Genomic DNA, 12869 nt, shown 5'->3' on the forward strand with positions numbered 1-12869 from the left:
TGAACTGGAAAATAATCTGAATGGCTGAGGCATTGAAAATTGGCGTCGCCGGTCTTGGCACGGTCGGCACGTCGGTTGTGCAACTACTGGAAAAACACGGTGAGCAGATCGCCCGCAAAACCGGGACCGCTGCAACGGTGAGCGCGGTAAGCGCCCGCGACCGCTCCAAGGACCGTGGCATTGATGTTTCCGCCTGTGCATGGTTCAGCGATCCCGTCGAGATGGCGAAGAGCGCGGACATAGACATCTATGTGGAGCTGATCGGCGGCGAATCCGGTGCGGCTGAAGACAGTGTCCGCGCAGCGCTGGAACGTGGTGTCCATGTTGTCACCGCCAACAAGGCGCTGCTGGCCCGCCACGGTGTCGAACTGGCCGAACTGGCCGATACCAACAATGCTGCCTTGAACTACGAGGCTGCGGTCGCCGGCGGGATTCCGATCGTCAAGACGCTTCGGGAGTCCATGTCAGGCAACGATATAAGCCGCGTTTACGGGATCTTGAACGGAACGTGCAATTACATTCTCACACGCATGGAAGCGGAAGGGATCAGCTTCGAGGATTGTCTCGCCGATGCGCAGCGTCTCGGATATGCCGAAGCGGACCCGACCTTTGACATTGAGGGCAACGACACCGCACATAAGCTGGCGATCCTGACCAGTCTTGCGTTCGGCACCAAGATATCGAGCGACAACATTTATATGGAAGGCATCACCTCCATAACCACGGCCGATATTCAGGCGGCAGACGAACTCGGTTTCCGCATCAAGCTCTTGGGTGTGGCACAGCGCACCGACACGGGTATCGAGCAGCGTGTCCACCCGACCATGGTGCCGAAGTCTTCGGCGATTGCCCGGATCGACGGTGTTCTGAACGCGGTCGCCGCTGACGGCGACTTCGTTGGGGAGATTGTGCTTGTCGGACCCGGTGCCGGGGGGAACGCAACAGCGTCTTCCGTTGTGGCCGATATCGCCGACGTTGCCCGGGGTGACAGAACCAGCGCCCTCGGGATGCCTGCGCGCGATCTGAAAGACTACCAGCGCGCACGCATGAGACTGCATGAGGGCGGGTATTACATCCGGCTTTCCGTGTTCGATCGCCCCGGTGCCTTTGCCGAGATTGCGCGGTGCATGGGTGATGCGGGCATTTCGCTGGAATCGATTGTTCAAAAGAGGCAGTCGGCTGAAGAGCCGCCGGCATCCGGCAACACGGAGCCACCTCAACCTGTCATCTTGATCACGTATGAAACGACAGAGGTCGCGATCAAGGAGGCTCTGGACGTCATCATGTCCAAGGGCGTCGTCGCCGAGCCTCCGCAGATGATACGCATTGAAAAGCTGAACTGAGAGTAAGGTACCGCCGCTTGCCGCGGGGGAGAGACTGGAGATGTTGATGTCCGATACTGAAATTCAGCCGTCGAGTGGACTGGACCGGATTCTGACCCTTGAACTGGCTCGTGTGAGCGAGAGGGCGGCCGTGTCTGCTGCGCGTCTCCGGGGACACGGTGATGAGATGGCAGCTGATCAGGCGGCGGTCGACGCCATGCGGCGCGAACTGAACCGTTTGCCGATCGATGGCACGGTTGTTATCGGCGAAGGCGAGCGTGACGAAGCGCCTATGCTCTATATCGGCGAGAACGTTGGCACCAAGCAGGGGCCCCAGGTCGATATTGCTCTCGACCCGCTGGAAGGCACCACCATCTGCGCGAAGAACCTGCCGAATTCGCTGGCCGTGATCGCGCTGGCCCCTGCCGGCGATCTACTTAATGCGCCGGACAGCTACATGGACAAGATCGCCATCGGCCCGGGCTATCCGGCTGGCTTGATCGACCTCGATGCGCCGGTTGCCGACAACATCGCAGCGGTTGCCAAGGTAAAGGGTGTTGCCGTCTCTGAAGTGACTGCCTGCGTGCTCGACCGTCCCCGCCACGCGCGTCTGATCGAGGACATCCGAGCGACCGGCGCTGCGATCCGTCTGATTGGCGATGGCGACGTTGCCGGTGTCATTCACACAACCGACCCCGACGAGACCGGCATCGACATCTATGCCGGCATCGGCGGTGCACCCGAAGGTGTGCTGGCCGCGGCTGCCCTGCGCTGTATCGGCGGACAGATGCAGTCCAGGCTGGTGATCACGCGCGACGAACAGGTCGATCGTGCCCATCGCATGGGCATCGAAGACATCAAGAAGAAATACACGCTGGAAGAAATGGCCGGGCCTGATGTGCTGTTCGCGGCCACGGGCGTGACGGACGGCAACTTCCTGCAGGGTGTCCGGTTTGGGCGCGAGCACATCACCACCCACACCGTGGTGATGCGGTCCTCGACAGGGACAGTGCGCTACATCAAGGCCCAGCACCATGATCTGGAAAAGTTTCACCTGGACTGAGAACCGGATCAGGTCTTGATTGAGGCTCGGTATCCGGTCGTGGCTTGAATGATCGAAAAAGACGGCGAGGAAGACGGGCGGCTCGTACTCGGGGTTGCCAAATCTGCAAACGACAATGCCTGGCGTGAGCGGCTAAGCGCTTCCGAGGCACGGACCGCGATGGCGATTGCGCAACTGCAGGGCCTTCCGGACGTGCTGGCGCGTGTTCTGGCGGCGCGCGGCGTGTCGCAGGAAAGGGCTGCCGACTTCCTGGAGCCGACTCTCAAGTCCCTGATGCCCGACCCGTCCAGCCTGCAGGACATGGACGCTGCCGTGGAAAGGGTCGCTGACGCCGTTCAGGCATCTGGAAAAATCGCGATCTTTGGTGACTACGATGTTGATGGTGCGACGTCCTCTGCCATTTTTGCCAAGTACCTCAATTGGTTGGGGCTCGACCCGATCATTCACATCCCCGACCGGATCGTGGAAGGATACGGCCCCAATGGCCCGGCGATCGAGCACCTTCATGCAGGCGGGGCCGAACTGCTGGTCACGCTGGACTGCGGCAGCACTTCCGGCGAAGCGTTTGAAACAGCCCGCGCCCTGAACCTCGATGTGGTTGTGATCGACCACCATCAGGTCGGTGAAACGCTTCCGGACGTCGCAGCGCTCGTCAATCCGAACCGTCAGGATGATCTCTCAGGGCAGGGGCACCTTGCCGCCGTTGGTGTGACATTTCTCTTTCTGGTTGGCCTGAACCGGGAGCTACGGCGCCGAGGGGCATTCGAGGGGAAACGGCAGCCGGATCTGATGTCGCTGCTTGATCTTGTCGCCCTTGGAACTGTGTGCGATGTCGTGCCTCTGAAGGACCTGAACCGCGCCTACGTGACGCGGGGCCTTGCAGTCATGCATCAGCGGCAAAATCCCGGTCTGACAGCGCTTTCCGATGTGGCAAGGGTGAACGGCAAGCCGGTTCCCTACCATTTGGGTTTCCTTGTGGGGCCGAGAATAAACGCAGGTGGCCGGATCGGCGACGCCGCGCTCGGCGCACGCCTGCTCACGACCCGGGACCCTCACGAAGCGCGCGCAATCGCCGAGCGGCTTGATCAGCTGAACAATGAACGCCAGGCGATGGAAGCGCACATGCTGGAGGAAGCGGGTGCCGAGGCACTCGCCGCCATCGACACACGTGACCCGGCGGTCCTTCTCACCGGTTCAGAGGACTGGCATCCCGGAATAGTCGGCTTGATTGCCTCTCGTTTGAAAGAAACACACCGGCGGCCCGCCTTTGCCATTGCCTACGACGCGACGGGCAAGGGGACCGGCTCGGGCAGGTCCGTTCACGGCGTCGATCTTGGCAGCGCCGTGCGCCAGGCAGTCGAAAACGGGCTCCTTGAAAAGGGCGGCGGACATGCGATGGCAGCCGGCCTGACCGTGCAGCGGGAAAAAGCCGATGACCTGGAGGCGTTCTTCAATCAGGTTCTCAAAAAAGATGTTGAAGCGGCTACAAAAAAAAGAGAAATACGAGTTGATGCAGCTCTGACGGCCGCCGGGGCAACGCTCGACCTTATGGAGATGCTTGAGAAAGCCGGTCCCTTCGGCGCAGGTCACTCCGAGCCTGTGTTTGTCTTCCCCGCGCATCGGATCTCTTTCGCGGATGTTGTGGGAAAGGGGCATGTCCGGGCAACGGTTGCCGCCGGTGACGGGTCGTCGCTGAAAGCCATCTGTTTCAAGGCGGAAGACAAACCTCATGGGAAGATGCTGCTGGAAGGCAGGGGCCGCAATCTTCATCTTGCCGGCACGCTTTCCATCGATACCTGGCAAGGCACGCCAAAGGTGCAATTGCGCATTCTGGATGTTGCCGATCCACAGAAAACCCGTCTGTGAAGTCCCTGGCCCACAGGGTAAAGGCGCATTAACCAAACCCTAAGGCCCTTGACGTTAGTTTTTCCTCACGAAGGAATCGTGAGGGATCGATATGCGCGCTCAGAATGAGCTTTCGCCATATTTTGCGGAAATCGAGAAACGCACGGACAATGCCCTAAAAGGCATTCGCGAGGTGCGCAAGTCGGCAAAACTGAGATCTTTGCCATCGCAGCCGAAGGGAACTGTCGTCGGAAGCGGATTCCTTGTCTTTTTCGCCGTTTTTGTTGGTTTCTTCCTGGATTGATCCGGACCAACATTCACGCTTGAAATCAGCGCGATACCGCCGCTATGTCTGACAGGTCAACTGTTGGAGAGACGTGCGGCATGTCCGATTATCCTATTGCGCTCTGGTCGTTTAACCTGAGCCGTGCTCCGGCTTCGGTGGAGGTACTGGCACGCCTCATCGACGAAGAAATGCGCAAATCCGCTGTGACCGGTGCAAGACTGATCATGCTTCCGGAGTACTTCATTGAATGCTGCCTTGCATTCAAGCCGGCGGATCTGACACCCGATCTTGAAATGGCGTTCCTTGCTGACGTGGGCGTTGAGCTGTTGAAACTGGTGGCTCCTCTGCCTCAAAAGCACGGCATTTCCATTCTCCTGGGAACCATGCCGGTGAAGTCGGACAACGGCATCACCAATTCGGCGTTTCTTTTGACAGCGGATGGCCGCTGTATCCGGCAGGACAAGCTTTGCTTGACACCATTCGAACAGGACCCGGAAACCTGGCGTCTTACACCCGGCAGCGAACTCGTGGTCTTTGAGCTTGATGGCCTGAAGATGGCGATTCTCATTTGCCTCGATATCGAGATGCCTGCGTTGAGTTGTCTGCTCGCCGCAACGAAGCCGGATCTCGTACTAGTGCCGTCCATGACCGAAAAACTCTCCGGTTATCATAGGGTTTTCGGATGCGCCAAGGCGCGCGCGGTCGAACTCATGTGCGCCGTCGCCGTTTGCGGTGTGGTCGGGGTTTCGAAGGGTACGACGCAAAACGAGTCCAGTGTTTCCGGAGCCGCCTTGTACGTTCCATGCGAAGAAAGTCTTGGTTTCACCGGCGTTGCGGCCGAGATTGCGGCGACCGACGGAACCGGTTCGGAAGAACCTCTTCTGACTTGCGCTGTTCCCATGGCAGAGCTGACAGCCCTGAAAGACGGCAAAGCCGAGGTATGGCCGGGGGCGTGGAGCGCAGCATTGGTCTCGCTCAACGTCGATGACGCGAGGGAATTTGTGAGTAAGTAGATAGGCTGATGCACAAAGTGCGCTTTTGTCTAGACAAATAGTGCGAACACCACTATGTACACACCTCCATCAGAGGAAGGTGTGAAAGTGAGTCTGTCCAGACCGTTTGGAAATGGGGATGCGTCGTGGCTGCAGGGGCTTTTGGGTTTGTTCTACAAGCCGGCCCGCTTGCAGATCGCGGCCCTGTGCATTCGTCCGGGCGAGACAGAGAACGAGATTCTGCTGGTATCGACGCGGGATACAGGTCGTTTGATCCTGCCCAAAGGATGGCCGGAGCCTGACAGACAGGATTATGAAACGGCCGCCACGGAAGCTTACGAGGAGGCAGGTGTCATCGGAAAAACCGATCCACACGCACTCGGCACTTTCAGTTCGTACAAGGGCCGGTCGGACGGGTCGAAGGAGCCGACAAAGGTTCTGGTTTTCAAACTGCAGTTCGAGAAGCAGTTGAGCGAGTTTCCGGAACTGGGTCAGCGGCAATGTCTTTGGCTGCCGTTTTCCGAAGCCGTGGAGCACGCGAACGAAAACAGTCTGAAACAATTCCTCCACCACCATCGGGCGGAAATCGCTTAGGAAACCTCTTCAGAGGAGTTTTCTGCACTGACGGACAGGTGACCTGAAGCTTCCAGGGAAAGATGCGCCCAGACGGGCAGGTGATCCGACGCCACGCGCGCCGTTTTCGACTTGTGAACACCGGCCTTTTCAACCGTGAACTCCGGACTGGTGATGATGCGGTCGAGACTTCCGACCGGAAGAGGGCTCGGAAAGCTCTTGCCCGGTGTCGTGACCTCGTAACGCTCCTCGAAAAGTTTCAGGCTGCGCGCCGCGTCGCGCCATTCGTTCAGATCCCCGATCAGTACTGTCGGCAGATAGTCGAGGTTTTCATGCAACTGGTGCATCAGCGAACTGATCTGTTTCTTGCGGAAATGTCCCACAAGGCTGAGATGCATGGCGGCAACGCGGATCCTTTCACCGCCTATGTCGAGATCCACCGCGACCGCGCCACGCGGCTCAAGTGTCGGCAGGTTCAGTTTGCGAAACTCTATGATCCCGATTGAATCGCGAACAAGGATCGCATTTCCGTGCCAACCCAGGCTCCTGCCGTTTTCTGAAAACGGCACGGGCCGATAGTCGGTTTCTGAAAGGATCGTGAGCCTGTCCAGAGTGCTCTCGCGTGGACCAAAGCGTTTGTCGGCTTCCTGCAGGGCCAGAACATCGCAATTGAGCTCGCGAATGACTTTCAACGTCCGTTCGGGGCGGCGACGGGCGTCGACGCCGATTGCCTTTTGAATGTTGTAGGAACCGATCTTGAGCATGCCGGAGAGAGTTGCGGGATTTGGCGCGTGTTTGCAAGTCAACGATTGGAGAAAACAATGAACGTTGAAACACGGCAACATGGATTTGCACGCAGCGTAAGCCCACTAAAACAAAAAAGCCTCCATGAACCTGGCCACAGAGGCTCCGCATTGTTGAGCCTGGATGCGTCAGGCTGCGTCAGGCTGCGTCCAGTTCCCCGGCTGACTGAACCAGAAGCCCGGCAACGTAGTCCATGAAGGAAACCCACGCTTCCACGATGAACGTGTCCGGTCCGGTTCGCCATATCATCACAGGTGACTTGTGGAAGATCGTGCGCGAGACCGTTCCGACCGGAAAGGCATCGAGTGAGAAGTCGATGAAGATGCCGGTGTTGAGCAACCAGGCTGCCTTTTCACCGCTCACGATGATCGCTTCCGAGCGCTCTGATATGTCGACCAGCGCATGCGGCTGATCCTTGAGTTTGGTCTCGAGCGCCCCGAAAACGTCGCCCAGATCCTCTTCCGGGGCGATGAGCGTCCACTCATCGGGGCCCATCCAGAGCGCGGCGCGTTTGGGAGCCACTTCACAGGTGAGCGCTTTGGTGGGCAGCGACACGCCAAAGGCGCTGCCGGCATCAACCACGCCGGCAGGTCGTGCACGGAACGACAGCCGTGTTACCGGTGCCGCCTTGAGGATTGAAACATCGCCGAGGCTCAAGAGCGGGTCGGCCCCGGCGTCGGGCGTGATCAGGTCATTGGCCAGAACGTCAGACATTGATCCGTGCTCCTTCCTTGTCATAGAACACCGGACCGGTTACCTCGACCGGAATGCTGCCGTCCGGCATGGGGACGTAAAGCGTCTTGCCTTCAAGGGCATGACCGTTCTTGACGACGGCCAGCGCGATTGTCCGGTCAAGGGCCGGGCTGAAATAGGACGACGTAACGTGTCCTTCGGCGGGTGTCCCAGTGGCTGGATTCTCGGCGGTCGTTATCTGAGCGCCTTCTTCCAGCTTCACCTTCGGGTCCTTGGTGAGAAGCCCGACGAACTGCTTGCGGTTTTCGGCGACGAGATCGGGGCGATCCAGCCCGCGTTTGCCGACGAAGTCGAATTTTTTCTTGCCGATGGCCCAGGTCATGCCGGCGTCTTGAGGCGTCACCGTTCCGTCCGTGTCCTGGCCGACGATGATGTAGCCCTTTTCGGCGCGCAGGACGTGCATGGTCTCGGTGCCGTATGTGGTGCCGTCATGCTTTTCGATTTCCCCGGCAAGCGTCTCCCACATCATCTTTCCGTGGCGGCGCGGCACGTTGATCTCGAAACCGAGTTCGCCCGTAAACGAAATCCTGAAGAGGCGGCAGGGTACACCACAGAAGGTGGCTTCCCGTACGCTCATATGCGGAAATGCGTCGTTGGAAAGGTCGACGCCTTCGATGAACGGGGCGATGACCTCACGCGCTTTCGGCCCCTGGACCGCCGCGACCGCGTATTGTTCGGTCGTCGAGGTGATCCAGACATCGAGGTCCGGCCACTCCGTCTGCAGATAGTCTTCCATGGTGGCGAACACGCTTGGCGCTCCGCCAGTCGTGGTGGTCACGTGGAAGCGGTCATCGGCCAGTCGTCCGATAACACCATCATCGGAAATGAAGCCGGCGTCATTCAAGAGAAGGCCGTAACGGCAGCGACCGGGCGCAAGTTTTTTCCACGGGTTGGTGTACATGCGTTCAAGAAATTCGGCCGCATCCGCCCCGACAACCTCGATCTTGCCGAGCGTCGAGGCATCGAACAGCCCCACGCTGTCGCGCACCGTCTTGCACTCGCGCGCGACCGCAGCATGCATGTCTTCACCCGGCTTTGGAAAATACCATGTACGCTTCCACTGTCCGACGTCTTCGAAGACACCGCCATGCTCGACAACCCAGTCGTGCGAGGGGGTTTTGCGCACGGGATCGAAGAAATCGCCACGGGCAACGCCCGCGAAGATTCCGAATGTCGTCGGCGTATAGGGCAGGCGGAACGTGGTCAGACCGACATCGGTCATCGGACGTTCCAGCGCGCCGGACGCGATCTGCAGCGCGTTCATGTTGGAAAGGCGTCCCTGATCCGTTGCCATGCCCGTCGTCGTGTAGCGCTTGATGTGCTCGATCGAATGCATGCCTTCGCGAACGGCCAGTTTGACGTCTTTGGCGGTGACGTCATTCTGGTAGTCGACAAACGCCTTGACCTTCGACGCGTTGCGGTCATGGGGCAGGGCGCCAAGCGTGCCGCCTTCACCGGGTTCACCGCCGCTCGCCGCGGCGTAGGTGACCTTGGCTGATTTCCCGGTCGCGGCCTTTGCGGCCTCTTCACCGGCGGCATACCCGTCCTCGAGCGTTGCCTGCAATCCATAGAGCCCCTTCGCGCCGCCGACGGAGCGTTCTTTCTGAACGGATTTGCCGGGAACATAAGCGCCTTTGTCGCCGTCCCAGACGACCTTTCCGCGAGACTGCGAATAGAGGCTGACGGTCGGCGTCCAGCCGCCGGACATCAGCAGGGCATCGCAATCGACCTGACCGCCGGAGGCAACCTGACCGGATGTCATGAGTTTGCCCAGGAGCGCAGCCTTGATGCGCTTGCGCCCAAGCGTGCCGGTGACGACGCACCCGGCCTCGACGCGGATGTTCCGTGCCTTGGCGATTGACAGAAGGCTTTCAGGCGGGCTTTCGCGCAGATCGACGATGGCGGCGATTTCGACACCATTATCGGCAAGGTCGAAGGCAACCTGCCAGGCGGTGTCACACGCGGTGGCAATCACCACCTTGTGCCCGACCTTGACCCCGTAACGGTTCAGGTAGGTGCGCCCTGCCTCGGCAAGCAGGATCCCGGGGCGGTCGTTTTCGGGAAAGACCATCGGCCGCTCGATCGCACCCGAAGCGATCACGACTTCCTTGGCCCTGACCTGCCACAACCGTTCCCGGGGGAGTTTGGGGTCGGGCTGCGAGAGATGCTCGGTCACCCGTTCGGCGAGCGCGACATAGTTATGAGCGAAGTAGCCGAAAGCGGTGGTTCTTGAGAGCAGGCGGACATTGTCCGTTGCCGCAAGTTTACCGATCGTCTCTGCAACCCAGTCGGCGGGAGCCTTGCCGTCGATGGTGGCATTTGTTTCCGTCAGCAGGGAGCCGCCGAATTCTGCCTGTTCGTCACACAGAATGACGCTTGCCCCGGATTCGGCCGCCGCAAGCGCGGCTGCAAGACCTGCGGGGCCGGCACCTGCTATCAGCACATCGCAATGCGCAAACTGGTTGCCGTAAAAGTCCTGATCGGGATTTTGCGGTGGCTTGCCGAGCCCGGCAGCGGCCCGGATAACCGGTTCGTAGACCCTGTCCCAGAAGGACTTCGGCCACATGAAGGTCTTGTAGTAGAACCCGGCGGGAAAGAACATCGACAGCCGGTCGTTGATCGCACCGACATCGAAACCGAGCGACGGGAAGCGGTTCTGGGAGATCGCTTCAAGCCCCTGATAAAGCTCGACCTGCGTTGCGCGCAGGTTCGGGGTCTGGTCGCCGTGCCGGTAAATGCCAACCAGCGCGTTCGGTTCTTCCGAACCGGCCGTGACGATGCCGCGGGGCCGGTGATACTTGAACGATCTGCCGACAAGGTGGACGCCATTGGCAAGCAGGGCAGAGGCGAGCGTGTCGCCCGCGTGCCCCTGCATCTGTTCACCGTCGAAAGTGAAGCTGATCTCTCCGGCCCTGTCGATCCGGCCGCCTTTTTCGGTACGGAATGGCTGGCTCATTTGCCGGCCTCCTTGGCAAGCTCTTCAAGGTCCGGCATCGGTTCGCCTGCCTTGTAGAAACTGAGAAAGTCGTCGGTGACCGTGTTGCGCACCGCATTGAAGAAACGCCCGCATCCGTGGGTATGGCGCCAACGTTCGACGTAAACACCCTTGGTATTGCTGCGCATGTAAAGGAAGTTGACCCAGTCTTCTTCGGTGGCCGCGGACGGATCGACCGGGCGTGCGATATGAGCCTGGCCGCCGCAGGAAAACTCCGTCTCCGGACGCTCGACACCGCAATAGGGGCAGTAAACCAGCAACATCTGATGAATTCTCCCCTCAGTGCGCGACGGCGGCTGCGGCCGCTTCGTCGATAAGACGCCCGGTGCGGAACCGGTCGATTGTGAATGGTGCATTGATCCGGTGCGGTTCGTCCTTCGCGATCGTGTGCGCAAAAACGTGTCCGGAACCGGGTGTCGCCTTGAAGCCGCCTGTGCCCCAGCCGCAATTCACATAAAGGCCCTGGACCGGCGTCTTGGACAGGATCGGTGAGCGATCCGGGGTGACATCGACAATACCGCCCCAGTTGCGCAGCATGCGCATGCGCCGGAAATGCGGAAAGAGTTCGCAAATGGCGTCGATCGTGTGGTTCGAAATGTGGATGCCGCCGGTCTGGGAATAGGAGATGAACTGGTCCGTACCGGCACCGATCACCAGTTCGCCCTTGTCGGACTGGGATATGTAGGCGTGGATCGTGTTGGACATCACGACACACGGGAAGGCCGGTTTGACCGGTTCGGAAACAAGCGCCTGAAGCGGGTAGGACTCCAGCGGCATGCGCACACCTGCCATATCCATGACGGTCGAGGTATGACCGGCCGCGACGACGCCGATCTTTTTCGCCTTGATGAAGCCCTTGGAGGTTTCCACCCCTTCGACCGCACCGTCCGCACCACGGCGAATGCCGGACACGGCGCAATTCTGGATGATGTCGACACCCATGTCGTCCGCACCGCGCGCATAGCCCCATGCGACCGCATCGTGACGTGCGGTTCCGCCGACGCGCTGCAGGGCCGCACCCATGACGGGATAGCGGATATCCTTCGAGATATTCAGCGGGGGGCAGTAATCCTTCGCCTGTTCGGGCGACAGCCACTCGTTCTGTACTCCGGCCAGCCGGTTTGCGTGGATGTGGCGTTGTGCGACCTGAACATCGTGCACCGTGTGGGCCAGCATCATCACACCACGCGCGGAATACATGACGTTGTAGTTGAGTTCCTGCGACAAACCCTGCCAAAGACCGATGGCATGATTGTAAAGTGCCGCGCTTTCTTCCCAGAGATAGTTCGACCGGACGATGGTCGTGTTCCGCCCTGTGTTGCCGCCACCGAGCCAGCCCTTTTCAACAACGGCGACGTTGCGCACACCGTGTTCCTTGGCAAGATAGTAGGCGGTTGCCAGACCGTGTCCGCCGGCTCCGACAATCACGACGTCATATTCTGATTTCGGTTCCGGCGAGCGCCATTGGCGTCCCCAGTTCTGGTGCGCGGAAAAGGCGTTCTTTGCCAGTTCCAGGAAGGAATATCGCTTCATGAAGCAGCGGCTCCGCACGTTTCGCGCCGCTTTCCCGCATTGGGTTTCGTGAATACGGCACGGCTGGATTGAGTTTTCAGGCGGCGACCATACCGGCGCGGTTCTGGGCCGTCCATTTCCGGGCATAATCACGATTGAACCCGCTTGTGCGTATCAGGTTTCGGTCGCCTGCTTGTCAGAATACGACATAGGTGTCGTATTGCCCGTGTCCATTGCACGCAGCGCTGATGAAAGGCCTTGGATTGAAAAGACTTATCGGATTTGACGCGGATGCAATGCAGCGCTGACCTGGACGGATTTTTCGCTTTCCGAACACCCGGCGTCGTTTCGGTTCTTGCAATTCGGACCGGGGCCGGTAACTCTCGTTACCAAGCAATTTCAGGGAGGTCTTTCTATGGAAGTACGTGCAGCTGTGGCCGTGGAGGCCGGAAAACCGCTTGAGGTAACGACGGTCAATCTGGAAGGTCCGCGTGCCTTTGAGGTGCTTGTTGAGGTGAAGGCCACGGGCATTTGCCACACGGACGAATTCACGCTGTCGGGTGCGGATCCGGAGGGTCTGTTTCCTGCGATCCTGGGTCATGAGGGGGCCGGTGTCGTGGTGGAGGTCGGACCGGGCGTGACCACGTTGAAGCCGGGCGATCACGTCATTCCGCTCTATACGCCCGAGTGCCGCAACTGCGAATACTGCCTCAACCCGAAAACC

The 12869-nt window shown here is 59.7% G+C and carries 11 protein-coding genes; 6 read left to right on the forward strand and 5 right to left on the reverse strand.

The window, feature by feature from the left end:
* Positions 1–20: 20 nt before the first annotated feature.
* The 5 genes from RBB49_RS15095 to RBB49_RS15115 all read left to right on the forward strand — a co-directional run bounded on the left by RBB49_RS15095 (position 21) and on the right by RBB49_RS15115 (position 6102).
* Positions 21–1343: a homoserine dehydrogenase gene (locus RBB49_RS15095; protein ID WP_306143672.1), complete on the forward strand. Its 1323-nt coding sequence runs from the start codon at positions 21–23 to the stop codon at positions 1341–1343.
* A gap of 46 nt (positions 1344–1389) precedes the next feature.
* Complete coding sequence (gene glpX / locus RBB49_RS15100; protein WP_306143673.1) at positions 1390–2385, forward strand: class II fructose-bisphosphatase; 996 nt, start codon at positions 1390–1392, stop codon at positions 2383–2385.
* Between the two features lie 48 nt (positions 2386–2433).
* Positions 2434–4251, forward strand: a complete 1818-nt coding sequence (gene recJ, locus RBB49_RS15105; protein WP_306143674.1) for a single-stranded-DNA-specific exonuclease RecJ — start codon at positions 2434–2436, stop codon at positions 4249–4251.
* Positions 4252–4614: 363 nt separating this feature from the next.
* Positions 4615–5529, forward strand: coding sequence for a nitrilase-related carbon-nitrogen hydrolase (locus tag RBB49_RS15110; protein WP_306143676.1), 915 nt, complete (start codon positions 4615–4617; stop codon positions 5527–5529).
* Between the two features lie 87 nt (positions 5530–5616).
* The gene (locus tag RBB49_RS15115; RefSeq protein WP_306143677.1) at positions 5617–6102 is read left to right on the forward strand and encodes an NUDIX hydrolase; all 486 of its coding nucleotides are present in this window, start codon (positions 5617–5619) and stop codon (positions 6100–6102) included.
* Here the strand turns inward: RBB49_RS15115 and RBB49_RS15120 are convergent.
* The 5 genes from RBB49_RS15120 to RBB49_RS15140 form a co-directional block, all read right to left on the reverse strand.
* Positions 6099–6845: an endonuclease/exonuclease/phosphatase family protein gene (locus RBB49_RS15120; protein WP_306143678.1), complete on the reverse strand. Its 747-nt coding sequence runs from the start codon at positions 6843–6845 to the stop codon at positions 6099–6101. The genes RBB49_RS15115 and RBB49_RS15120 overlap by 4 nt on opposite strands.
* 178 nt (positions 6846–7023) lie before the next feature.
* Positions 7024–7599 carry a sarcosine oxidase subunit gamma gene (locus RBB49_RS15125; protein ID WP_306143679.1) on the reverse strand — a complete coding sequence of 192 codons (576 nt, stop codon included), beginning with the start codon at positions 7597–7599 and terminating at the stop codon, positions 7024–7026.
* The gene (locus tag RBB49_RS15130) at positions 7592–10594 is read right to left on the reverse strand and encodes a sarcosine oxidase subunit alpha family protein (protein WP_306143680.1); all 3003 of its coding nucleotides are present in this window, start codon (positions 10592–10594) and stop codon (positions 7592–7594) included. Before RBB49_RS15130 ends, RBB49_RS15125 begins: the two co-directional genes overlap by 8 nt.
* Positions 10591–10896, reverse strand: a complete 306-nt coding sequence (locus RBB49_RS15135) for a sarcosine oxidase subunit delta (protein ID WP_306143681.1) — start codon at positions 10894–10896, stop codon at positions 10591–10593. Before RBB49_RS15135 ends, RBB49_RS15130 begins: the two co-directional genes overlap by 4 nt.
* A 16-nt stretch (positions 10897–10912) precedes the next feature.
* Positions 10913–12166, reverse strand: a complete 1254-nt coding sequence (locus tag RBB49_RS15140; protein ID WP_306143682.1) for a sarcosine oxidase subunit beta family protein — start codon at positions 12164–12166, stop codon at positions 10913–10915.
* A 394-nt stretch (positions 12167–12560) separates the two neighbouring features.
* Between RBB49_RS15140 and RBB49_RS15145 the strand changes: the two genes are divergently transcribed.
* Positions 12561–12869, forward strand: a 309-nt coding sequence (locus tag RBB49_RS15145; RefSeq protein WP_306143683.1) for an alcohol dehydrogenase catalytic domain-containing protein, incomplete at its 3' end; no start/stop codon positions are given.

Origin of the sequence: Roseibium sp. MMSF_3412 (assembly GCF_030733265.1) — a bacterium.
Taxonomy (GTDB): Bacteria; Pseudomonadota; Alphaproteobacteria; order Rhizobiales; family Stappiaceae; genus Roseibium.

Coding starts and splice junctions, on each gene's coding strand:
- RBB49_RS15140 (WP_306143682.1), bottom strand. CDS start 12,166: ATGAAGCGATATTCCTTCCTGGAACTGGCAAAGAACGCCTTTTCCGCG.
- RBB49_RS15130 (WP_306143680.1), bottom strand. CDS start 10,594: ATGAGCCAGCCATTCCGTACCGAAAAAGGCGGCCGGATCGACAGGGCC.
- RBB49_RS15110 (WP_306143676.1), top strand. CDS start 4,615: ATGTCCGATTATCCTATTGCGCTCTGGTCGTTTAACCTGAGCCGTGCT.
- recJ (WP_306143674.1), top strand. CDS start 2,434: ATGATCGAAAAAGACGGCGAGGAAGACGGGCGGCTCGTACTCGGGGTT.
- RBB49_RS15095 (WP_306143672.1), top strand. CDS start 21: ATGGCTGAGGCATTGAAAATTGGCGTCGCCGGTCTTGGCACGGTCGGC.
- RBB49_RS15125 (WP_306143679.1), bottom strand. CDS start 7,599: ATGTCTGACGTTCTGGCCAATGACCTGATCACGCCCGACGCCGGGGCC.
- RBB49_RS15120 (WP_306143678.1), bottom strand. CDS start 6,845: ATGCTCAAGATCGGTTCCTACAACATTCAAAAGGCAATCGGCGTCGAC.
- glpX (WP_306143673.1), top strand. CDS start 1,390: ATGTCCGATACTGAAATTCAGCCGTCGAGTGGACTGGACCGGATTCTG.
- RBB49_RS15135 (WP_306143681.1), bottom strand. CDS start 10,896: ATGTTGCTGGTTTACTGCCCCTATTGCGGTGTCGAGCGTCCGGAGACG.